Source organism: Streptomyces dysideae, from assembly GCF_001514305.1.
Taxonomy (GTDB): domain Bacteria; phylum Actinomycetota; class Actinomycetes; order Streptomycetales; family Streptomycetaceae; genus Streptomyces; species Streptomyces dysideae.
Genome location: NZ_KQ949094.1, coordinates 107056 through 129683, shown reverse-complemented (window position 1 = coordinate 129683; position 22628 = coordinate 107056). Strand labels below are relative to the sequence as shown.

Annotated in this window: 19 protein-coding genes and 1 pseudogene; 9 read left to right on the top strand and 11 right to left on the bottom strand. The window is 71.2% G+C overall.

Annotation, left to right across the window (positions count from 1 at the left end; genetic code table 11):
* Positions 1-3 precede the first annotated feature (3 nt).
* From AQJ91_RS28230 to AQJ91_RS28210, 5 genes are all read right to left on the bottom strand, one after another.
* Positions 4-693 (bottom strand): ATP-binding cassette domain-containing protein, encoded by a 690-nt coding sequence (locus AQJ91_RS28230; protein WP_067027085.1) that lies wholly within the window; start codon positions 691-693, stop codon positions 4-6.
* Positions 680-1666, bottom strand: coding sequence for an ABC transporter ATP-binding protein (locus AQJ91_RS28225; RefSeq protein ID WP_067027083.1), 987 nt, complete (start codon positions 1664-1666; stop codon positions 680-682). The genes AQJ91_RS28230 and AQJ91_RS28225 overlap by 14 nt, the downstream gene beginning before the upstream one ends.
* A complete protein-coding gene (locus AQJ91_RS28220) occupies positions 1656-3320 on the bottom strand; it encodes an ABC transporter permease subunit (protein ID WP_107122558.1) in 1665 nt (554 codons plus the stop codon). Before AQJ91_RS28220 ends, AQJ91_RS28225 begins: the two co-directional genes overlap by 11 nt.
* Before the next feature lie 65 nt (positions 3321-3385).
* A complete protein-coding gene (locus tag AQJ91_RS28215) occupies positions 3386-4882 on the bottom strand; it encodes an ABC transporter substrate-binding protein (protein ID WP_067027079.1) in 1497 nt (498 codons plus the stop codon).
* A 334-nt stretch (positions 4883-5216) separates the two neighbouring features.
* Positions 5217-6461: a PucR family transcriptional regulator gene (locus tag AQJ91_RS28210; RefSeq protein WP_067027077.1), complete on the bottom strand. Its 1245-nt coding sequence runs from the start codon at positions 6459-6461 to the stop codon at positions 5217-5219.
* A 141-nt stretch (positions 6462-6602) separates the two neighbouring features.
* Between AQJ91_RS28210 and AQJ91_RS28205 the strand changes: the two genes are divergently transcribed.
* The 3 genes from AQJ91_RS28205 to AQJ91_RS56075 all read left to right on the top strand — a co-directional run bounded on the left by AQJ91_RS28205 (position 6603) and on the right by AQJ91_RS56075 (position 9914).
* On the top strand, positions 6603-7529 hold the full coding sequence (locus AQJ91_RS28205; protein ID WP_067027075.1) for a proline dehydrogenase family protein: 927 nt from the start codon (positions 6603-6605) through the stop codon (positions 7527-7529).
* Positions 7530-7771: 242 nt separating this feature from the next.
* Positions 7772-9412 (top strand): L-glutamate gamma-semialdehyde dehydrogenase, encoded by a 1641-nt coding sequence (gene pruA, locus AQJ91_RS28200; RefSeq protein ID WP_067027073.1) that lies wholly within the window; start codon positions 7772-7774, stop codon positions 9410-9412.
* Between the two features lie 151 nt (positions 9413-9563).
* Complete coding sequence (locus AQJ91_RS56075) at positions 9564-9914, top strand: alpha/beta fold hydrolase (RefSeq protein WP_234383025.1); 351 nt, start codon at positions 9564-9566, stop codon at positions 9912-9914.
* Positions 9915-10213: 299 nt separating this feature from the next.
* Here the strand turns inward: AQJ91_RS56075 and AQJ91_RS28195 are convergent, their stop codons facing one another.
* Positions 10214-10420 carry a DUF5988 family protein gene (locus AQJ91_RS28195; RefSeq protein WP_067027071.1) on the bottom strand — a complete coding sequence of 69 codons (207 nt, stop codon included), beginning with the start codon at positions 10418-10420 and terminating at the stop codon, positions 10214-10216.
* A 323-nt stretch (positions 10421-10743) separates the two neighbouring features.
* Here AQJ91_RS28195 and AQJ91_RS57455 point away from each other — a divergent pair, with 323 nt between their 5' ends.
* On the top strand, positions 10744-10875 hold the full coding sequence (locus AQJ91_RS57455; protein ID WP_107122556.1) for a hypothetical protein: 132 nt from the start codon (positions 10744-10746) through the stop codon (positions 10873-10875).
* Positions 10876-10922: 47 nt separating this feature from the next.
* Here the strand turns inward: AQJ91_RS57455 and AQJ91_RS28190 are convergent, their stop codons facing one another.
* Positions 10923-12527: a purple acid phosphatase family protein gene (locus tag AQJ91_RS28190; RefSeq protein WP_067027069.1), complete on the bottom strand. Its 1605-nt coding sequence runs from the start codon at positions 12525-12527 to the stop codon at positions 10923-10925.
* Between the two features lie 143 nt (positions 12528-12670).
* On the opposite strand from AQJ91_RS28190, the gene AQJ91_RS28185 reads away from it, so the two are divergent.
* Complete coding sequence (locus AQJ91_RS28185; protein ID WP_067027067.1) at positions 12671-13714, top strand: 3-isopropylmalate dehydrogenase; 1044 nt, start codon at positions 12671-12673, stop codon at positions 13712-13714.
* Between the two features lie 247 nt (positions 13715-13961).
* Entirely contained in the window at positions 13962-15050 is a 1089-nt protein-coding gene (locus AQJ91_RS28180) for a branched-chain amino acid aminotransferase (protein WP_067027065.1), read from the top strand.
* A 596-nt stretch (positions 15051-15646) separates the two neighbouring features.
* Here AQJ91_RS28180 and AQJ91_RS53840 read toward each other — a convergent pair.
* Positions 15647-15805, bottom strand: coding sequence for a hypothetical protein (locus tag AQJ91_RS53840; RefSeq protein ID WP_159054676.1), 159 nt, complete (start codon positions 15803-15805; stop codon positions 15647-15649).
* Positions 15806-16288: 483 nt separating this feature from the next.
* Here AQJ91_RS53840 and cimA point away from each other — a divergent pair, with 483 nt between their 5' ends.
* The 3 genes and pseudogenes from cimA (at position 16289) to AQJ91_RS28170 (ending at position 19580) form a co-directional block, all read left to right on the top strand.
* Positions 16289-17893: a citramalate synthase gene (cimA, locus tag AQJ91_RS28175; RefSeq protein ID WP_067027063.1), complete on the top strand. Its 1605-nt coding sequence runs from the start codon at positions 16289-16291 to the stop codon at positions 17891-17893.
* A 30-nt stretch (positions 17894-17923) separates the two neighbouring features.
* A pseudogene (locus AQJ91_RS56070) lies at positions 17924-18157 on the top strand (hypothetical protein); the annotation flags it as partial.
* Between the two features lie 82 nt (positions 18158-18239).
* Positions 18240-19580 (top strand): hypothetical protein, encoded by a 1341-nt coding sequence (locus AQJ91_RS28170; protein WP_067027060.1) that lies wholly within the window; start codon positions 18240-18242, stop codon positions 19578-19580.
* Between the two features lie 80 nt (positions 19581-19660).
* On the opposite strand, the gene AQJ91_RS28165 is transcribed toward AQJ91_RS28170, so the two are convergent.
* The 3 genes from AQJ91_RS28165 to AQJ91_RS28155 all read right to left on the bottom strand — a co-directional run bounded on the left by AQJ91_RS28165 (position 19661) and on the right by AQJ91_RS28155 (position 22426).
* Positions 19661-20443 (bottom strand): serine protease, encoded by a 783-nt coding sequence (locus AQJ91_RS28165; RefSeq protein ID WP_067027058.1) that lies wholly within the window; start codon positions 20441-20443, stop codon positions 19661-19663.
* Between the two features lie 172 nt (positions 20444-20615).
* Complete coding sequence (locus tag AQJ91_RS28160; RefSeq protein ID WP_067027056.1) at positions 20616-20837, bottom strand: hypothetical protein; 222 nt, start codon at positions 20835-20837, stop codon at positions 20616-20618.
* Positions 20838-21178: 341 nt separating this feature from the next.
* Complete coding sequence (locus AQJ91_RS28155; RefSeq protein WP_067027054.1) at positions 21179-22426, bottom strand: PQQ-binding-like beta-propeller repeat protein; 1248 nt, start codon at positions 22424-22426, stop codon at positions 21179-21181.
* Positions 22427-22628 lie beyond the last annotated feature (202 nt).

The following is a 22628-nucleotide window of genomic DNA, read 5'->3' as shown; positions in this document are numbered from 1 at the left end:
GGGCTACGAAGAGCCGGGCTGTGGAGAGCTGATCCGTCCGGCCCGCATCTCCAGCGCGCGGTCCGCGAAGTGCCGTACGACCGCCCGGTCGTGGCAGATGAACAGGTAGCCGAGGCCCAGGTCGTCCTGGAGGTCGGCGAGCAGGTTCAGCACGCCGGCCCGGACCGACGGGTCCAGGGCCGACACCGGCTCGTCGAGGACGAGCAGACGTGGGTCGGAGGCCAATGCCCGGGCGATTCCGGCGCGTTGACACTGGCCGCCGGAGAGTTCGTGGGGATGGCGGTCGCCGTACGCCGGGTCGAGGCCGACCCGGTCGAGGAGTTCGGCGACGCGGGCGGGGCCGTCGTCGGCGTTCCAGCGGCCCTGGATTTTCAGAGGTTCCGCCACCGCGTCGCGGATGCGGTGGCGGGGGCTGAGGGAGCCGTACGGGTCCTGGAAGACCGGCTGCATGCGCGGGCGCAGGGGGCGGAGGTCGCTCTCGGGGAGTGTCGTCAACTCCCGGCCCTCGAAGTGCACTTCGCCGCTCTCGGGTCGGCGCAGTTGGAGTACCGCCAGTGCCGTGGACGACTTGCCGCAGCCGGACGGGCCGTTGAGGGCGAGGGTCTCCCCGGGCTCCAGGGAGAAGGAGACCTGGTCCACCGCCGTGACGGCCCCGTAGCGGACGACGAGGTCGCGGACGTCAAGAAGAGGCATGCTGCTTCTCCTGGAACAAGTCGACGGCGGGGTGGGGGAGTTCGGCCCAGTGGTGGCAGGCGACCAGGTGGCCCTCCACCTCCTGCGGCTCCGGCTCCTCGCGGTGGCAGAGGTCCGCCGCGAGCGGGCAGCGCGGGGCGAAGGCGCAGCCCGGCGGGAGGGTGCCGGGGGCGGGCGGGGTGCCCGGGAGGGCGGGGAGGCGGCGGCGCCGGGGGGCGTCGTGCTCCGGTAGTGAGGCCAGCAGGCCCGCCGTGTAGGGGGCTCGCGGGCGGCCCAGCACCGCGTCCGCCGGGCCGAGTTCGGTGAGGCGCCCGGCGTACATCACCAGGACGCGGTCCGCGTGGTCTCGTACGACGTCCATGTCGTGGGTGACCAGGACGAGCGCCGCTCCCAGTGCCTCGCGTTGCTCGCCGAGCACCCGCAACACCTGGTCGCGGCGTTCCTCGTCGAGGGCGGTGGTCGGCTCGTCGGCCACGAGGACGTCCGGCTCGTTGACCGTCGCCATCGCGATGACCGCGCGCTGGCGCATACCGCCGGAGTACTCGTGCGGGTAGGCGCGAGCCTTGCGGGCGGCGTCCGGGATGCCGACGCGGTCCAGGGCGGCGACCGCCCTCGCCCTGGCCTCCTTGCGGGAGACGCGGGCCACCGACCGCACCGCGGCGGCGAGTTGGTCGCCGACGGGGTGCACGGGAGAGAGGGCGGACAGGGCGTCCTGCGGGACCAGTGCGATATGGAGGCCGCGCTGGGCGGCGAGGTCGGTGTCGCCGAGTAGCGTCACGGTCCCGCTCGTTGTCGCGTCCTCCGGAACCATCCCCAGCAGTGCGCGGGCCGTGAGGGACTTGCCCGCGCCGGACTCGCCGACCAGGGCGAGGACCTCGCGCGGACGGACGTCGAAGGACAGGCCGCGCACGGCCTCGACCCCGGCGAAGGCGATGCGGAGATCGCGTACCGAGAGCAGTGCCTCAGACTCCAACGGGGGCCTCCTTCTTCACCACACGTGCGGCTTTCCTGCCCTGCGCGTACGCCGCTCCCGACACCGCGAGACCGGCCAGCAGGGCCAGCGCGACCGCCGGGGCGAGGGCCGCCCAGGGGGCGCGTTCGACGTAGGCGCGGGACTCGTCCAGCAGGAGGCCCCACTCGGGCGCCGGTGGCTGGGCGCCCAGGCCGAGGAAGCCCAGGGACGCGAGTGCGAGGGCGATGCCGGGCAGGCGCAGGAGGGCGTGGCGGGCGACCGGCGCGGCCACGGACGGCAGTACGTGCCGGGTGAGGATCCACAACGGCGTCGCGCCGATGGCCCGTTGGGCCGTCAGGAAGGACGACGCCCGTACCTCCTGGACCAGTGCCGCCGCGTGGGCGGCCAGCGGCGGCCAGGAGATCAGTGCGACCGCGAGGGCCGCGCCGCCCGTGCCGGGTCCGGCGGCCGCCGCTACCAGGATGCCGACGATCACCGGGGGCAGCGCGTTGGCGATGTCCGCCGCGCCCGCCGCGACGCCGGGCAGGAAGCCGAGGGCCAGGGCGACCAGCAGGCTGAGCAGGCAGACGGCGGCCGCCGTGCCGACGGTCGGGGCGGCGCCGTGCCCGAGCCGGGCGAGGACGTCGCGGCCGAGGCCGTCGGTGCCGAGGGGGTGGGACCAGGAGGGGGCGGTCAGGCGGGCGGCGGTGTTCACGGCGTACGGGTCGCGCAGCAGGCCCCAGCCGATCGCCACCGTGAGCAGGGCGCCGAGGGCGAGCGGGACCGCCGGGTGCGCGCGGACCGGGCGGACCGGGGGCAGGGCGAGCCCGGCGTCGCGCAGGGCGGGGCCCAGCAGCCGGCGTCGTACGAGAGCCGCGACGGCACCCATGACCAGGCCGAGCGCCAGCAGCGCGAGCACCGAGCCCTGGAGCAGCGGCAGGTCCTGCGACTTGGCCGCGCCCAGTGCGGTACGCCCGATGCCGGGCACGGCGAAGATCGTCTCCACGGGGACCGCGCCACCGGTCAGGCCGACGGCGACCATCCCGAACTGCGGTACCAGCGGCGGCAGTACGCGCTTGAGGGCGGCCACCGCGATGTATCTGCGGTCGACTCCCGCGCCCTTCCACAGCTCCACCCACCGCTCGTCGAGCACGGCGGGCAGCGCGTCCGCGACCAGACGGCCGAGCAGACCGCCCGCCGGGACGCCCAGGGCGACGGCGGGCAGGACCATGTACTCGGGCCCCGCCCAGCCGGACGTCGGCAGCCAGCCCAGCCACACCCCGCACACCAGCAACGCGACGGTGGCCAGCAGGAATTCGGGCATCGCGGCCAGCATCGCGGCCCATGCCCCGGCCGACCTGCGCCCCCGTAGCAGCACGGGCGCCACCAGCGCGCACGCCAGCAGCACCGCCACCCCGAAGGCCGCGCCCATCAGCCCCAGCGACACCTGGAGCCCGGACACGACCGACGGCAGGACGTCGGTGCCCGACACCCAGGAGGTGCCTAGGTCGCCGTGCAGCAGGTCGGACGCCCAACTCCCCAGGAGGGACAGGGGGCCGGCGTCCAGACCGAGATCCTCGCGTACGGCGTCCAGGGCCTCCTTGGTGGGCTCCTGCTCGGCGGAGCGGGCGCGGAGCACCGTGAGGGCGGGGTCCTTGCCGGAGAGCCAGGGCATCAGGCCCACGGCGGTCAGGACCCCGAGGAGGCAGAGGACCCGGGTCGAACCGGTTGCGGTCGGCTTCACCTGACGCGGGTGTCCGCCGTGACCAGCTCCCGCTCGCGCGGGTCGTGCGCGGCGTCGACGACTCCGGCGGCGTCGCCCTGGATGACGCGCTCGTGGAGCATCGGTACGGCGGCGTCGGTGCCCAGCACGGCGGCCTCGGCCGCGATGACCGCCTTGCGGCGCGCCTCACCGGTCCTGGTCTCGCCGGCCGTCTTCAGCGCCTTGTCCACGGACGTGTCCGCGAGCTGGGAGATGTTGAAGGAGCCGTCGGAGGCGAAGTCGCTGTAGAGGTAGGCGGCCGGGTCGCCGGAGTCGAGGATGGTGGCGCGGGAGAGGATGAAGGCGTCGAAGTCGCCCGCCAGCATGTCGGATTCGATGTTCGCGTACTCGCGGATCTCCAGCTTCACCTTGAACCCGGCCTTCTGGAGCTGCTGTTGCAGCGCGGCCGCGACCTCCGGGAGCTCGGCGCGGTCGGTGAAGGTGCCGATGGTGATGGTCTGGCCGTCCGCCTTCGCGGCCTTGGTGCGCTGGACCGGCGTGCGCAGTTCGGCCGCCCACGGCAGCGCGGGGCCGAGCAGCCCCTCGGCGACATCGGCGCGACCCTCGTAGACGCCCTTCACGATCGACTCGGCGTCGATCGCCTCGCGGGCGGCGGCGCGCAGGGAGGCGTCCTTGAAGACGCCCTTCTCGGTGTTGAGGTAGAAGGTGTTGGTGCGCGGCATCGGGACCTCGGTGATCAGGTCCTTGTCGAGCAGCGCGGCCTGCGAGACCGGGACCGCCTCGACGATGTCCGCCTCGCCGCTGCGGAGCGCGGCCGCGCGGGCGGTGCCGTCCGGCACGAACTTCACGTCGATACCGGGGGACTTGGCCTTGCCGCCCCAGTAGTCGTCGTAGCGGTCGAGGGTGGCGGAGGAGGTGCCGTTGACCTTCGTGAGCTCGAAGGGGCCGGTGCCGGCGCCGAGGGGGTCGACCAGCTTCCCCTTGTAGGCCTTCGTCGCGAGGATCGACAGCTGCGGGGAGCTGAGGCGCTGCGGGACCAGGGGGTCCTCGGTGCCGGTGGTGACGGTGACCGTGTCGGCGTCCTCGGCCTTCGCGGTCAGCTCGACGCCGTCCAGGATGCGCGGCTTGGGGGAGGCGGTGGCGGCGGTGCTGAGGGACCGTACGACCGCTTCGGCGTCGAGCCTCGTGCCGTCGTGGAAGGTCACGCCGTCGCGTATCTCGAAGGTCCAAGTGCGGCCGGACTGCTGCCACTTGGTGGCGAGCGCGGGCTCGGCGTCGCCGTCCGCGTCGAGCTTCACGAGGGTCTCGGCGGTCGACCAGCGGGACAGCTTGAACGCGTCGTCCGAGAGCGGAGACAGCCCGGAGCGTGGGGGCTGCATCATCGCGAGACGGATGCGTTTGCCGTCCGCCCCGGTGTCCGTCGTGGACTCCGCGCCGGCGAAGCAGCCGGTGAGCAGTGCGGATGCCGCGGTGAGGGCGGTGGCGGGGAGCAGGCGGTGAGCGGGGATGCGCACGGAACCCTCCGGGCAAAGGGGTGGTCAAAAGCAAGCGCGTTCACCGTAGCAGGATGACAATCATTTCCAATAATCAGATCTGATGTGGGTGGGGCGGTAGGCCGACTCCGTCCAGGTCCGGCGGGGCGAGTGCCCTGCGGGCGGGCTCGGCGAGGGTGACGTGGGCGGCGTGCCCTGACGCGCGTGAGCCATGCCAACTCGCTTGCGGGAAGGGAGGGTTCGGCGAGAAACGCGCTGGTCGCCGCACGGAAGGCGGCGTCCCGGTCGATCAGCGTGTCGTCGAGGTCGGACGCGGGTCCTGGCACGCGCTCCCCGACGTCCCCGGACAGCACACCTAGAGCCGCGCCCCCTTCAACGCCATGTGCAGCAGCAGCCGGTCCTCGCCGTCGTCCAGGTCCAGGCCTGTCAGCTGTTCGACGCGGGAGAGGCGGTAGTAGAGGGTCTGGCGGTGGATGCCCAGCTCGGCGGCGGTGCGGCCCGCCTGGCCCGCGCAGTCGAGGTAGACCTCGGCGGTGCGGGCGAGTTCGCGGTGGGCGGGGGTCAGCAAGGTGCGTACGACGCGGTCGTGGGCCGCGTCCGGGGGCAGCGAGGTCAGCAGGCGGTACGGGCCGATCCGCGCCCACTCGGCGACCGGACCGAACCGGGGTTCGGCGAGGGCGGCGCGGGCCGCGGCCGACGCCTCCTGCCAGGCGACGGCGAGATCGGCGAGGCCGGTGCGGGGTTCGCCGATGCCGGCCGCGCCACCCTTCGGCGGGCGTGCGGCCGGGCCGGCCTCCTCCTTCAGCAACCGCGAAGCCGCCGTCAGCGCCGGTGTCCGTACCTCCGGCGTCCGCAGCCTCACCAGCACCGCGAGGCTCTGCCCGGTCGCGCCCCACGGCACCGTGCACACGGCCGTCGCGTGCGGGACCGTACGCGGGGACGGGGCGTCGTCGGGATCGGCCGACGGCCACGGCGCCACGCACACCAGCGTGTGCGGGCCGTCGGCGCGTGGGCCGAGGGCCGTGCGCAGGGCGGCCACCGCCATGTCGCCCTGCCAGCCGGGCTCGGCGGTCAGTACCGCCCGCAGCTCACGGCTCAGGTCCGCGCCGTGCTGGGCCTCGTCCGCGAGGAGCGCGCCGATCCGGGCGGTCACCTCCATGGCGGCGGCGAGCTGCGGCTCGGTCGGCCCGGGATCGTCGTCCAGCAGCCAGACGTAGCCCAGGACGACACCCCGATGGCGTACCGGCAGACAGATGCGTCCCCGGTAGACCCCAGCCTCCGGAGTCGGCGGGATACGGACCGGGGCCGTCGCGCGCGTGATGCCGAAGCCCTCGAACCATGACCGGACGGCCGCCGTGGAGCGGCGCGTCAGGATCGAGCGGGTGCGGACCGGGTCCAGGGCCGACGCGTCGAGCTCGCCCTCGCTGTCGTACGCGCCGAAGGCGATCAGCTCGAAGTCCCGGTTCTCCAGCGTCGCCGGCACTCCGAGCAGCTCCGAGATCTCGTCGACCAGTTCCTGGTAGTCACCCACGTTCTTGAAAGGCGCGGAATCGGACGTCACACAGGCATTCTCCCCCACCACACAGGGGTCCTCATACATCTGTCTGAGATCTGCGGCACGGATGCGTGACAGCTGTCGATGGCCGACGATCGGAGGGATCCTTAGGTTTCACGGTGGTTCTCCGTGCCGTACCCGAATCGTTGGGCGGCCGCCTCATCTGTCCTGTTGTGGAGGTGCCCCGTGCTGGGTCCTGTCATTCTCGCCGCGTCGCGCAGCGACCGGATACGACGCCTGATCTCGGCGGCCCCGGTCACCAGGCAGGTCGTGGACCGGTTCATCCCCGGCGAGACCGTCGACGACATCGTGCCGGTCATCCAGGACCTGACGGCCAAGGGCCTGGAGCTGACGATGGACGTCGTCGGCGAGGACATCACCCGCCCCGAGCAGGCCACGCTCGCCCGGGACGAGTATCTGAGGCTGATCGACCGGCTCAAGGACCTGGAGCTCGGCGAGCAGGTCGAGATGTCCGTCAAGCTGTCGATGTTCGGACAAGCGCTGGACGGCGGCCACGAGCTCGCCCTCGCCAACGTCCGCCCGGTCGTCGAGGCCGCCGCCGCCATCGGGACGACCGTCACCCTGGACGCGGAGGACCACACCACCCTCGACTCGATGTTCGCGATCCACGAGGAGCTGCGGAAGGACTTCCCGCAGACCGGCTGCGTCATCCAGGCCTACCTCTTCCGCACCGGGGCCGACGCCCGCCGCCTCGCCGCGAACGGCAGCCGCGTACGGCTCGTCAAGGGCGCCTACAAGGAGCCCGCCGAGGTCGCCCACCAGCGGAAACTCGAGATCGACAAGGCGTACGTCCGGATCCTGAAGGTCCTGATGGTGGGCACCGGGTACCCGATGATCGGGTCCCACGACCCGCGTCTTATCTCCCTCGCCCAGGAACTCGCGCGCCGCGCCGGGCGAAAGCCCGACGAGTACGAGTTCCAGATGCTGTACGGGATCAGGAGCGACGAGCACCTGCGGCTCGCCGCCGAAGGCCACCGCATGCGCGTCTACACCGCCTACGGCACCGACTGGTACGGCTACTTCATGCGCCGGCTCGCGGAGAAGCCCGCCAACCTGCGGTTCTTCGTCCGCTCGATGATCAGTAAGGGGTGAGCGGTAGCTGTCGGGGCCCGGGTGCATCCTGGGTGACGGCAGCTACCGCCCATCGGCCGGCTGAGCCGACCCGGTTTCCGCGCCGGTAAGGAGTACGGAATCCGTGACTCCGCCTCCGTGGGGGCTTCTCACGAGGTCGCCGCGGCGGCTCGTGACGGTCAAGCCCTGACCGCCGCCCAACATACGCACACAGCTTCGGCTCTCCAGGGCTGAAGCCGGGATTCACTCGGAAGAGGTAGCTCATGGACGCTGTGACCCAGGTCCCCACCCCCGTCAACGAGCCGGTGCACGGCTATGCCCCCGGCTCGCCCGAGCGCGCCCGGTTGGAGGCCAAGCTGAAGGAACTGGCCGAGAACCCGATCGACCTGCCCTGCACCATCGGCGGTGAGAGGCGGATGGGCCGCGGCGAGGTCTTGCAGGTCGTGCAGCCGCACAACCACAAGGCCGTGCTCGGTACGTACCGCAACGCCACGCGGCAGGACGCGCAGGACGCCATCGACGCGGCCCTCGCCGCCGCGCCGGCCTGGCGTGCGATGGCCTTCGACGACCGCGCCGCGATCATCCTGCGCGCCGCCGAACTGCTGGCCGGCCCGTGGCGCGAGACGCTCGCGGCCTCGACGATGCTCGGGCAGTCCAAGACCGCCCAGCAGGCCGAGATCGACACGCCCTGCGAGCTGATCGACTTCTGGCGCTTCAACGTCAAGTACGCCCGTGACCTGCTCGCCGAGCAGCCCCCGGCGAACTCCCCGGGCGTCTGGAACCGCCTCGACCACCGCCCGCTGGAGGGCTTCGTCTACGCGATCACGCCGTTCAACTTCACGGCGATCGCGGGCAACCTGCCGACGGCCCCGGCCCTCATGGGCAACGTCGTGGTCTGGAAGCCGTCCCCGACCCAGACCCACGCCGCCGTCCTCCTCATGCAGCTGCTGGAGGAGGCCGGTCTGCCCAAGGGCGTCATCAACCTCGTCACCGGTGACGGCATCGAGGTCTCCAACGTCGCCCTGGAACACCGCGACCTCGCCGGCATCCACTTCACCGGCTCGACCAGGACCTTCCAGTACCTGTGGAAGACGGTCGGCAACAACATCGAGAAGTACCGCTCCTACCCGCGCCTGGTCGGCGAGACCGGCGGCAAGGACTTCGTCGTCGCCCACCCGAGCGCCGACCGCGCAGTGCTGAAGACCGCCCTGACCCGCGGTGCCTTCGAGTACCAGGGCCAGAAGTGTTCCGCGACCTCCCGGGCGTATGTCCCGGCGTCGATCTGGAACTCCGGTTTCAAGGAGGAGTTCGCCGCCGAGGTCGACTACCTCACCATGGGTGACGTCACCGACCTGGCGAACTTCATCGGCGCCGTCATCGACGAGCGCGCCTTCGCCAAGAACAAGGCCGCCATCGACCGCGCCAAGTCCGACCCGGCCTGCACGATCGTCGCGGGTGGCTCCTACGACGACTCGGTCGGCTACTTCGTCCGCCCGACCGTCATCGAGTGCGCCGACCCGGAGAACGAGGTCTTCACGACCGAGTACTTCGGCCCGATCCTCGCCGTGCACGTGTACGACGACAGCTCGGCCGAAAAGTACGACGAGATGCTGACGCAGATGGAGTCGGTGTCCGACTACGCGCTGACCGGTGCGGTCATCTCCGGTGACCGGGCGGCGGCGGCGTACACGATGGACAAGCTCCGCTACGCGGCCGGCAACTTCTACATCAACGACAAGTCGACCGGCGCCGTCGTCGGCCAGCAGCCCTTCGGCGGTGGCCGCGCGTCCGGCACCAACGACAAGGCCGGCGCCCCGCAGAACCTGATGCGCTGGACGCTGACCCGCGCCATCAAGGAGACGCTGGTCGCGCCGACCGACTACACGTACCCGCACATGGGCTGACGGACAGTCGGTAGTGAAGGGCCGGGCGGCTGCCCGGCCCTTCATGCTTGCCCGGGATGGGCAGACTCTCCACCATGACGGAGGAGACTGTGATCGCGGACGACGGCGTAGGCTGTGGGCGAGCCGTTCGGGCCGGGGGAGAACGCCGCTGGTGCTGTGCCACGGCGGGCCCGGGCTGTGGGACCACCTCGACGACGGGCGGTCCGAGCGGTGTGCCGGGCCGTGGACGAGCGAGCGGTTCGTGGCCGATCTGGACGCCGTACGACGGCACTTCGGGCTGGAGCGGACGGTGCTCCCCGGGCATTCCTGCGGTGCGCAGCCGGCGTTGAGCTATGCGCCGGCCCATCCGGAGCGGGTCGGTGGGCTCGTCTACGGCAGCTGTACCGGCATCGGGCCGGTGTCCGACTGGTACGGGCCCCTTCGAGGAGCGGTTCCTCGCCCGGCTCGGGGAGGTGCCCGAACGGCTCGCCCGCTGGCGGGAGTTGCCGTACGGGGAACGTGAACGGGCGGTGCCGATCCCTGGTTCGGGATCAACTCCGAGTGCAACAAGGCCCTGAACGTCGAGACTCGACGCACCTGGGGCACCCCCGAGCTGTACGCCGCCTGCCAGGCTCTGGACCTGCCCGTGCTCGTCGTCGACGGCGCGCGGGACATCCGGCCCCGCTCGGCGGTCGACTCCCTGGAGCGGGCCCTGCCGCGGGTCCGGCGGGTCACCCTGCTGGACGATGGGGCACCTGCCGTGGGTAGACGACCCGGAGGACTTCCGGGAGGCGGTGGTGGCGGCGCTGCGCCGAGCGGCCGCTACTCGGCGATCTCCGTCCGCTCCCACCACTCGTACACGGGCAGCCGGCCCTCCGGCGTGTCCGCGTGCCGCGGGGTCGCCCTGAAGTGCTCGTATCCACCGCGCAGCTTGATCTTCACATCCGATCCCGGGGGCGGGGCCGCGACGATCCGTTCGGGCAGATCGTCCGGACCACCATCGAGAAGCGCTTTGACCGTGTCGTTCATGAACTCACCGTTCCCTGCGCCGGAACCCGATGCCGCATGCCGCGCGGAGGATCAGCCGTCTGGGCGATCAGGGTGGTGAAAAGCGCAGGTCATGGGGGTGTGAGGCAGGCCACCGTCTCAGATAGTAGGAAGTCCGAGTAATTGTGGAGACAGACCGGCCGTCCTCCCTTAGCTTTGTAGGAGCCGAACGTCTCGCTCGATCAAGCGAATGGCGGTCGTGAGCCGGGCCCCGTGCAGGCAACCCCTGCGGCACCGCTCCCCGCCCCATCCGGCGTCTCGCACATCCTTTCCGCACTCCCGGATTTCGAAGGAGTCGATTTCCCATGGCCGAGACGACCGCCCGCCGCCGAGTCCGTCACCTCCCCCGTACGGGCGAGTCCGACCGCAAGAACGCCGCGGCCGCCCTCCAGCGCGCCCTCGACCGCAGGGACAACGGCGGCGCGACCGGCCACTGAGCCACCCCACAAAGCCGGGAGCCGCACCCGCGAGGTGCGGCGCGGACTCACGCCCCGCGCCGCACCTCGAAATGGTCGACGCGCTCCCCGGACTGCGCCAGCGCCGACACCTTCAGCCGGGGCCGCGCGCCGCTCTCCGCCTCCACCGCGAGGAAGGAGAAGCCGCGGTAGCGCACCCGCGACCACTCCACCGTCTCCGCCCTGGTGTCCCGTGACTTGGTCCACCGGAAGGTGTCGACGGCCTCGCGTTCGCGCACATGCCCCTCGTAGCTCTCCTCGACGCCCGCCGGAAAGCCGTACAGATCCTTGCCGCCGCCGCCCGCGGTGACGTACACGATCCCGTCCCGCGTCGGATCCGTCGTCGCGCCGATCGGCACCGGCCTGCCGACCTCGCCGTTCTTGATGGCGTCGGTCCGCTCGTAGACGTGGTTGTGCCCGTTGATCACCAGGTCCACCTCGTGCCGCGCGAACAGCGGCAGCCACTCGGCCCGCACGCCCCCGTCGGAGGCGTGCGACGACGTCGAGTACGCGCAGTGGTGGAAGAAGACGACGATGAAGTCGACGTCCTTCGCCGCCCGCAGCTCGCCCAGCGTCCGCGCCAGCCACTTCGTCTGCCGGCCGTCCGTGTGGCCCAGGTTGGCCGGGATCTCGTACGACACGTCGTTGGCGTCCAGCGCCACGAAGCCGACGTTGCCGTAGACGAAGGAGTACGCGCCCGGTGCCGTCCGGGGGTCGAAGCCGCTGTCCGGGAGGGAGAACCGGGCCAGCTGGCCGCCGTATCCGTCCGCCGAGTACCAGGCTTCCATGTCGTGGTTCCCGGTCGTCACCATCCACGGCACCGACCTCGCCACCGTCTCGGTCTGCTTCAGGAACAGGTCCCAGAAGGCGGGGTCGTAGGCGTCGGACTCCACGCCGCGGCCCTTGACGTTCGCGTAGCAGATGTCGCCCGCGTGGAGATGGAAGGCCGGGTTCTGGCGCAGCAGGACATGGTCGTTGGTGGCCGCCGCCTCGCTGACGCCCTGGTCGCCGAAGGCGGTGAAGGTGAAGGTCCGCGGGGTCGCGGGTGCCGTGCGGAAGGAGTGGATAGTCGCGCGGTGCTCCGGTGACGCGGGGTCGAAGCCTTCGTGGCCGACGCCGTAGTAGTACGTCGTGCCGGGGCGCAGGGTGTCCAGGGCCGCGTGCAGGTAGTACTGCTCGAGCGCCGCGCGGATCCCCTTCAGCTCCGGGGTGTGCAGATCGCGGACCTCGGCCTCGATCTTCCGGCCCAGGTCGTCGGGTCGCAGACCGATCCGCACGTACGGCCTCCTCACCGCGACCGGCACCTGCCAGGAGATCCGCATCTGCGTCTTCGGATCGGCGCCGAAGGCGAGATGACGCCCGAAGGGGGCGACGGCCGAGCCGGGCACCTTCGCGAGCGAGGACGCGGACGCCGGTGCCGACGCGGTGGGTGTCGTGGGCGAGCCCGAACCCGAGCAGCCGGTCAGCAGTCCGCCCGCCACCGCCCCCGCCGTCACCAGCGTGCGGCGCCGGGACAGCTTCGTACGCAGGTACTCGTGCTGCTCGGCCATGCTCATCCGGCGTGCGAGCTGGGGCGGGATGCCGAAGTCGGGGACGGGGGGTCCGGGGGGTGTCCCCGTGGATGGCGCGGTCATGAGGGTGAAGTTCCCAGCGGACCTCAACATCCGCCATACGCAAGGGTGAACGCCAGTCGAAGGGCTGACGCCGCCCGCGCGCGACATGTCCGTATCGCGGACAGTCCGTGTCATCCCATGGGACGAGGAGTAGGGTGCCGGGCATGTCTCGCAGCCTCAATCTCGCAGTGATCCCCGGTGACGGCATCGGCCAGGAGGTCGTGGCCGAAGGTCTCAAGGTCCTCTCCGCCGTCCTCCCGCAGGATGTGAAGCTGGAGACCAAGGAGTACGACTTCGGCGCCCAGCGCTACCACGCCACCGGTGAGACGCTCACCGACGCCGACCTGGACGCTCTCAAGCAGCACGACGCCATCCTGCTCGGCGCGATCGGCGACCCGAGTGTGCCGTCCGGCGTCCTGGAGCGCGGCTTCCTGCTCAAGCTCCGCTTCGCCTTCGACCACCACGTCAACCTGCGTCCGAGCAAGCTGCTGCCGGGTGTCGCCACCCCGCTGGCCGGCGAGCCGCAGATCGACTTCGTCGTCGTCCGCGAGGGCACCGAGGGCCCGTACACCGGCAACGGCGGCACGATCCGCAAGGGCACCGAGCACGAGGTCGCCACCGAGGTCTCCGTCAACACGGCCTTCGGTGTGGAGCGCGTGGTCCGTGACGCGTTCGCCCGCGCCCAGGCCCGCCCGCGCAAGAAGCTCGCGCTGATCCACAAGAACAACGTGCTGACCTTCGCGGGTCACCTGTGGACCAACATCTTCAACAAGGTGGCCGCGGAGTTCCCCGATGTCACCACCGAGTACATGCACGTGGACGCGGCGACCATCTACCTGGTCACGCAGCCCGAGCGCTTCGACGTGATCGTCACCGACAACCTCTTCGGCGACATCATCACCGACCTCGCCGCGGCCGTCTCCGGCGGCATCGGCGTCGCCGCGAGCGGGAACATCAACCCGTCCGGTGAGTTCCCCTCGATGTTCGAGCCGGTCCACGGTTCCGCGCCCGACATCGCCGGCCAGGGCAAGGCCGACCCCACCGCCACGGTGCTGTCCGTCGCCCTGCTGCTGCGTCACCTCGGCTACGACGCCGAGGCGGCCCGCATCGACGAGGCGGTCTCCACCGACCTCGCCGAGCGAACCGGCAAGCCCGCCCGCTCGACCACCGAGATCGGCGACGCGCTGGCCGTACGAGTAGCCGGCTGACCTGCCGCGCCCCTCGAATCCTCGAAGCCGCCGGGTCACTGAAACACCCGGCGGCTTCCCCATGTCCCCGCCGGGTGTCACCATCATCCCTGGGTCGCATTCACGCTGTTTTCGTCCCCGGACACCGCTTGCGATAATCAAACGCGGAGCCGCGGAATGAGGGAATGCTCGGACGTCCTAGCACTGGCCACTGGCAGTACGGGCGTGAGCGCGGCCCGTCACTACAACCGGTGAAGGACACCTACTCATGACGACGCCCACGATCGAGCTCAAGCCCTCCGCCAGCCCGCTCGCCGCCACCGAGCGCGACGCGGTGCTGGCCGACCCCGGGTTCGGCCGCCACTTCACCGACCACATGGTGACGATCAAGTGGACCGAGGGTCGCGGCTGGCACGACGGCCAGCTCGTTCCGTACGCCCCGATCTCCCTCGACCCGGCCACCATGGTCCTGCACTACGCGCAGGAGATCTTCGAGGGCCTCAAGGCGTACCGCCAGCCCGACGGGTCCGTCGCCATCTTCCGTCCGGAGAAGAACGCCAAGCGCTTCCAGTCCTCCGCCCACCGGCTCGGCATGCCCGAGCTGCCGGTCGAGACGTTCATCGAGGCGTGCGACGTGCTGGTGAAGCAGGACCAGGCGTGGGTCCCGGCGCACGGCGGGGAGGAGTCCCTCTATCTGCGCCCGTTCATGATCGCCACCGAGGTCGGCCTGGGCGTCAAGCCCGCCAACGAGTACCTCTTCATGGTGATCGCCTCCCCGGCCGGCGCCTACTTCCCGGGCGGCGTCAAGCCCGTCTCCATCTGGGTCTCCGAGGACCACGTCCGCGCCGTGCCGGGCGGCATGGGCGACGCGAAGACCGGCGGCAACTACGCCGCGTCCCTGCTTGCCCAGGCCGAGGCCGCCGCCGAGGGCTGCGCCCAGGTCTGCTACCTCGACGCGGTCGAGCGCAAGTGGGTCGAGGAACTCGGCGGCATGAACCTGTACTTCGTGTACGACGACAAGATCGTCACGCCGACCCTCACCGGCTCGATCCTGGAGGGCGTCACCCGTGACTCCCTCCTGGCCCTCGCCCGCGACCTCGGCTACGCGGCGGAGGAGGGCCGCGTCTCCATCGACCAGTGGCAGCGCGACTCCGAGAACGGCACCCTCAAGGAGGTCTTCGCCTGCGGCACGGCCGCCGTGATCACCCCGGTCGGCACCGTCAAGCGCACCGGCGTCGAGTGGCAGCAGTCGGGCGGCGAGCCCGGCGAGGTCACCCTGAAGCTCCGCCGGGCCCTCCTCGACATCCAGCGCGGCACGGCCGAGGACACACACGGCTGGATGCACCAGCTGGGTTGAGCGTCGGTAGTTGCCTTCAGGGCCGCCCGGATCGATGTCCGCGGCGGCCCTGACGCGTTCGCGGCTCGCCAGCAGCAGGTACGCCGGCCCGCCGACCGCGACCGACAGACGGCAGCGCGTGAGCACGGCCTCCGACGGCACGTAGGCCGTTGGCCCGTCGTACGAGGCCGCGCTCAGCGCCGACGGCCGGACCGTCGCGTTCACGTCGACGGCGGCGAGCCTGGGCTGCGCGCCGTTCATGTGTATGCGGGTGAAGAACCTGGCCACCGGCGAGCTCACCGCGATCGACCTCGGCCCCGGTCGCACGTACAGCTCGCCGACGGTGAGCGCGGACGGGCGGATCGTAGGATTCTCCGCAAGCACCCGGTTCGCGGCCCCTGTACGTTCACGACCGGGTCACGGGCCGGTCGGAGCGGCTGTGGCCCGAGAACCCGCCCGACTCCAACGAGTTGGGCGGCGTGCAGTCGATCAGCCCGGACGGCACGCACGTCGCGTACACCATCGGCAACCGCCACGGCCCGCAGGGCACCCGGCTCCCGTACGTCCACGACCTGGCCACCGGCACCGACGAACTGATCTCACCGGCCGAGGATGGTTCAAAACGCGGGGCCTCGGTGAGCGGCGACGGCGAGCGGGTCGCCCACCAGGTCGCGGGGACCACCGAGGACGACCCGAACGACGTCTTCGTCAAGGACCGGGCGACGGGCGAGCGGACCCAGGTCGACGCGGGTCTCGGCCAGGGCGGACTTGCGCATCACCGCGGACGGCCGTCGTGTCCTCTTCAACGCCGAGGGCGGCGTGTACGCCCACGACCTCCGTACGGGGCGAACACGGCGCGTGGCCGAGGGGCGGGCCTCCTCGGCCACGGCGGACGGCCGGTACGCCGTCGTCGCGGGGCGGCACCGACGCCTTCGTCCGCCACCTGCGGTGATCAACCGAGTGCTCGCATCCTGAGACGGACGGTGAGCGCGGGGGCGGTCTGTGCCAGACTGCCTCCGTGCTCTCGTTCGCCATGATTATTGGCAGCAGGCGCGCCGGTCCGCAGTGACCGCCACGTACGACCAGGTACGGGCGGACACCGTCGTCCTCGACCCGCGCGCAGACCTCTCGCACCCGCGAGGGGTTTTTCGCTTTTTCTGGCCCACCCGCAGCCGGAGGCGAGAGCGCGAGGGACCATGTGGGGACGGTGGAGCCGGTCATTCCGGTAGACCGAGATCCAATACAGGAGCCTTCAGACCATGACGGAAACCAGCGAGCTCGACGACTCGTTCCACGTCTTCGACACCACCCTGCGCGACGGCGCCCAGCGCGAGGGCATCAACCTCACCGTCGCGGACAAGCTGGCCATCGCACGGCACCTGGACGAGTTCGGCGTCGGCTTCATCGAGGGCGGCTGGCCCGGCGCCAACCCCCGGGACACCGAGTTCTTCGCCCGCGCCCAGCAGGAGATCGACTTCAGGAACGCCCAGCTGGTCGCCTTCGGCGCCACCCGGCGGGCCGGCGCCAAGGCGTCCGAGGACCCGCAGGTCAAGGCGCTCCTGGACTCGGGCGCCCCGGTGATCACGCTGGTCGCGAAGTCCCACGACCGGCACGTCGAGCTCGCCCTGCGCACCACGCTGGACGAGAACCTGGAGATGGTCCGCGACACGGTCTCCTTCCTCAAGGACCAGGGCCGCCGCGTCTTCGTCGACTGCGAGCACTTCTTCGACGGCTACCGCGCCAACCCCGAGTACGCGAAATCCGTCGTCCGTACGGCCGCGCAGGCCGGCGCGGACGTCGTGATCCTCTGCGACACCAACGGCGGCATGCTCCCCGCGCAGGTCCAGGCGGTCGTCTCCACGGTCCTCGCCGACACCGGCGCCCGCCTCGGCATCCACGCCCAGGACGACACCGGCTGCGCGGTCGCCAACACCCTCGCCGCGGTGGACGCGGGCGCGACCCACGTCCAGTGCACGGCGAACGGCTACGGGGAGCGCGTCGGCAACGCCAACCTGTTCCCGGTGGTCGCCGCCCTGGAGCTCAAGTACGGCAAGAAGGTCCTCCCCGAGGGCAAGCTCCGCGAGATGACCCGCATCTCGCACGCCATCGCCGAGGTCGTCAACCTCACCCCGTCCACGCACCAGCCCTACGTCGGCGTCTCCGCCTTCGCCCACAAGGCGGGCCTGCACGCCTCCGCGATCAAGGTCGACCCCGACCTGTACCAGCACATCGACCCGGAGCAGGTCGGCAACACCATGCGGATGCTGGTCTCCGACATGGCGGGCCGCGCCTCGGTCGAGCTCAAGGGCAAGGAGCTCGGCATCGACCTCGGCGGCGACCGCGAACTGGTCGGCCGGGTCGTCGAACGCGTCAAGGAGCGCGAGCTCAAGGGCTACACCTTCGAGGCGGCCGACGCGTCCTTCGAGCTCCTCCTGCGCGCCGAGGTCGAGGGCAAGCCCCTCAAGTACTTCCAGGTCGAGTCCTGGCGCGCGATCGTCGAGGACCGCCCCGACGGCACCCACGCCAACGAGGCCACGGTCAAGCTCTACGCCAAGGGCGAGCGCATCGTCGCCACGGCCGAGGGCAACGGCCCGGTCAACGCCCTGGACCGCGCCCTCCGGGTGGCCCTGGAGAAGATCTATCCCCAGCTCGCCAAGCTGGACCTGGTCGACTACAAGGTCCGCATCCTGGAGGGCGTGCACGGCACCCAGTCCACGACCCGCGTCCTGATCGCCACGTCCGACGGCACGGGCGAGTGGTCCACGGTGGGCGTCGCGGAGAACGTCATCGCCGCGTCCTGGCAGGCGCTCGAGGACGCGTACACGTACGGGCTGCTGCGGGCGGGAGTCGAACCGGCCGAGTAGTGAACCGGGCGCCGGGCGGGGCGTTGACGGCCAACGGGCGGGGACACGACGCTCAAGGCGCTCGGCATCGCGGCGGCGGCCGCACAGAAGACGGGGTCGGCGGAGGCCGACCGCGCGCTGGTCGGCAAGGCGCGGCTGATCGTCCAGCAGAAGACGATCACGCCGGGCCTGGCGAAACCCTTCGCGGAGGCCGACCATCTGCTGCTCACCGGCAGGTACGGCGCGGCGGTGGCGAGGCTGAGGGAGGCGTACCGGGCCGGGTGAGCCCGTCCGGCCGTCGCGGTGGGTGCAGATACCCGCCGCGACGGATGCCCGTTCGGCTGTCCCATCAGGTAGCGTCGAGGGTATGAGGACTGCGCTTGTCCGTGGCCTCATACGGTTGGCTGTCGTGCCGGTCGCCGCGCTGCTGGCGGTGCTCCTGGCCGGCATGCCGGGCGCGTATGCGGCCACGGACCTCTCGAAGGTCGCCGAGGCGCTGCGTGAAGGTCCCGTCTATGTGGACCCCGCCGCGTCCAACCTGCTGTCGTCGTCGGACGCCGAGGCGCTCGCCGACAAGATCGAGGACGCGGGCAAACCCGTCTTCGTGGCCGTACTCCCGGCCGACTATCCGACCGAGAACCTCTTCCGGAACCTCCGCACGGAGACCGGCATCACCGGCCTGTACGCCATCCGCCTGGGTGACCGGTTCAACGCGCAGGCGGACTCCTCCGTCCTGTCCGAGCAGGGCGTGTCCAACCTGGTCGCGTCCGTGCAGAGCGCCGGCGATCCCAAGGCCCAGCTGAACGACTTCGTCGATGCCGCGCTGCGCAACGTCGGCGGGTCCGCCCCGGCCGGCTGGAGCGAGGGCGGCGACGGCGTGGACGCCGGCGGGCTGATCGGCTTCGGCGCGGTGCTGGCGGCGGGCGGCGCGACCGCGTACGCCCTGGTCCGGCGGAACCGGCGCCGCAAGGAAGAGGAACAGCGGGCCGCGCTGGAGAAGCTGCGGGTCGTGGTGGACGAGGACATCACCGCGTTCGGCGAGGAACTGGAACGCCTGGACTTCCATCCGGGCGAGACGGGCGCCGACGACACGATGCGCACGGACTACGAGCAGGCGCTGGACGCCTACGAGAAGGCCAAGCGGCTGATGGACGCCGCGCAGAAGCCGGAAGAGGTCCGGGCCGTCACCCAGGCCCTGGCGGACGGCCGCTACTCGCTGGCACGCCTGGCCGCACGCCGCGAGGGCGAGCCGGTCCCCGAGCGCCGTCCGTCCTGCTTCTTCGACCCCCGGCACGGCCCCTCGGTGGCCGACGTGACCTGGGCACCCTCGGACGGCGGCACCCCGCGCGAGGTCCCGGTCTGCGCGGTCGACCGGGCCCGGCTGTCCGCAGGTGAGGAGCCCCTGATCCGCGAGGTCGCCACCCCTGAGGGCCGCCGTCCGTACTGGGACGCCGGTCCGGCGTACGGCCCCTGGGCGGGCGGTTACTTCGGCGGTGGCCTCCTCCCCGCCCTGCTGGTCGGCACGATGCTGGGCAACATGATGGCGACGTCGGCCTACGCGTCCGCCTACGGCGCCGGGTACGGCTACGGCGATGCCGGCGGCGGTTACGAGGGCGGCGACATGTCCGGCGCGGACTTCGACTCCGGGGACTTCGGCGGCGGGTTCGGCGACTTCGGTGGCGGCGGGGACTTCGGCGGAGGTTTCTGAGCCGCAGGCGGTCCGTGGGACCGCACGGGAACGGGCCCGGCGCGGGGCGGCGCCGGGCCCATCGCGTGCTCAGATACGTGTCAGAGACCCGCCGCGGCCGAGGCGATGGCGGAGGCGAAGGTCGAGACCTCGGTGTAGACGCCGGGCGCGTTGGCCCGGGCGCAGCCTATGCCCCAGCTGACGATGCCGACCTGGATCCAGGCGTTGTTGGCGTCCCGGCGGAACATCGGGCCGCCGGAGTCGCCCTGGCAGGTGTCGACGCCGCCCGAGGGGAAGCCGGCGCAGATCTCCTCGCTCGGGATGAGGCCGCTGTAGCCGCTGTAGGAACGGCAGGTGGCGTCGCTGACGAACGGCACGGTGGCCTTGAGCATGTAGCGCTGCTGGGCGCCGCCCTCGCGGTTCGCACCCCAGCCGGCGACCGTGAAGGTGCCGGTGTTGTACTGCGTGGTGGTGGCGATCTTCAGCGTCGGCAGGTTGATGGGCTGGGCGAGCTTGATGAGCGCCCAGTCCTTGCCGTCACCGTTGTAGCCGGGGGCCCGGTACACGTACGTGGAGCGGACCTGGACGCGGCCGCTGGTGGACTGGAGGTCCACGACACCGGCGGTGGCGGTGATGCTGGTGTTGGCGCCGGTCGAGCCCACGCAGTGTGCGGCGGTGAGCACGATCTGCTGGGTGTACAGCGCCCCGCCGCAGCCCATGGAGAGCCGCACCATGAACGGGAACTCGCCCTGCGCGGCACGGCTGCCGCCGACGACGGGCTGCGGGGCGGCCTGCGAGGCCGAGACGGGCTGAAGGCTGACGACCGCGAGAGCGGTGGCGCCGATGACGGCGCATCTCTTGAGGGCCGTGAGGAGTCTCTTCAACGTGATGCCTTCCGTGGGGGGTTGACATGGCGCTTCATGTGACGGAAACGCAGAATTGACGCGCCCATGACAATGGAGTGGGCAAAAGAAAGAATCCCTTGTTGGCATGGGCAGGACAAATTCTGTTGGTGGATTATGTGAACGCCGTAAGCGCTCGCACAAGGGGCATGATTCAGCCACGTGAGTGACGCCGGAGGGCGTACCGCTCCCCGGCGGCATGCCACCACCCCGGCGGCGAGGGCCCGTCGACGACGGCGGCCGGCTGACTCGGATGCAGGCCGAGCCGCCGCAGGGCATCACCGTCCACGCTGACGGTGATGCCTCCCCGCCAGCGCCCGTCGCTCCCCGGCCCGCACGCGAGATCGACGCGCACCTCGTCCGTCACGAACGGCATCCAGTCGATCCCGCGCTCACGCAGTCAAGCGCACACGGCGGCCAGGGGCAGCGGACGGCCGGCAGTGTTCGCGTACGAGGCGACGACGACCCACTCGGGACGCGTGCGGCGGGCCGGTGCGGCCTCTTCGGCGGCACCGGCCTGGCCGTAAGTCTCGGCGGCAGCGGTGAATGCCGACTCGGACAGCGAAGGGCGGCGTGCGGGTCGCCTCGGCGAGTCACCTCGGCAAGGACCGCGGTCGCCGGTAACTGGACGTCCAGCTGCTCCTCGTCTCCGCCCCGGCCTCGGGCGGGACCCCAGGTCGGGCTCCCGCCACCGCGCTACCCGCCGCTCCCGTCCGCTCAGACGGCCGGCAGCGCGTACAGCCGCTTGGCGTGCATCGCGGCCAGCCGCTTGCCCGCCGCGACCACGTACCACTTCTGGATCTCACCGGTGTTGTCGTTGTACGTCCAGCGCAGCTTCCCGGTCGCCGCGTCGAAGGCGTGCACGCCGCCGTTCTTGTCGTGCTCGGTCGCGCCGTACAGCGTGCCGCCCACCTTGGCGAACTGCCACGCCTCCGCCGCCGAGCCCACCAGGTCCTTGTTGTGCCAGATCTGCTTGCCCGTTCCGGGGTTCACCGCCCACATGCCGTACGCGCTGTCGGAGGCGTAGAGCACCCCGTCCAGGACCTGCGGATCGTTGAACCAGGTGAATTTCTCGTTTGCCAGCGACCAGCGCTCCGTGCCGGAGGCCAGCGCGAACGCCCGCAGCCGCTGCCCGTCCGGCACGATCATCAGGTCCTTGTGCACGGCGAAGCGGTAGTAGTTGGACCTGCCGATCTTCTTCGTCCAGAGCTGCCGGCCCGTCGTCGTGTCGCGGACGGTCACGTTCTTCCGGAAATCGGTGTACGCGAGGCGCCCGCCGACGACCGCGGCGGTGATGCCGGACTCCTCGGTCCCCTTGTCACGCTGCTCACGCCAGGCGATCTTGCCGGAGGTGGTGTCGATCGCGGCGATCACGTTGGTCGGGGTCGAGAAGTCCTCCTCCAGGATCCCGGCGAGGACGTAGACGTGTCGGTCGTCGGCCGCGATGGGGCGCGGCTGCTCGTACTCCTTGCCCAGGCGGCTGCGCCAGGTCTCCTTGCCCGTGGCCGGATCGAGCCCCACCACGTCACCGTTGTACTCGGCGCTGGCGAGATAGAGCGTCCCGCCGCCGGTGATCAGCTTGGCGCCGGGAATGGCGACGCCCGGCCGTGACCACTTCTCCTTGCCGCTGACGACGTCACGCCCCACCAGCGGGTCACCCGACACCACAACCGTGTCCCCGATGACCGCGAGCGCGTGGATCCCGGTCGGGTTGTCGTTGGTTGTCTTCTGCTGCCACAGCGGCTTGGGCGCGGTGCCCGGGGGCGGGGTGGTGAAGGTGTCACCGCCCTTGTTGGCGTCACCGCCCTTGCCTCCGCCGGGAGTTGTGCTGCCGTCCGATGCGACTGTTTCCTCCTCGGGGGTGCACCCCCATGCGCCTGCCCCCAGCACGGCCAGCCCGAGCCCCGTTCCGGCCAGCCTGAGTGCCTGCCTGCGTGACACCGCGTGCTCGTCACGTCCGCCCATGTCGGTTCCCCGTCCCCGTTTCGCCCGGATGTTGCCGACGTCCCCTCGGACGTCTCGAGCCCGGTCAGGCTAGCCGTCGGATTTCGGCCAGTCGTCGGGCGGTACCCAACCGGGACGCGTCTGTGAAACTCCTGTCACACAAGATCACCGACTGCTCCGAGGATGAGTTGACCGCTGGACTTGTATCGAGGACAGTTTCTGA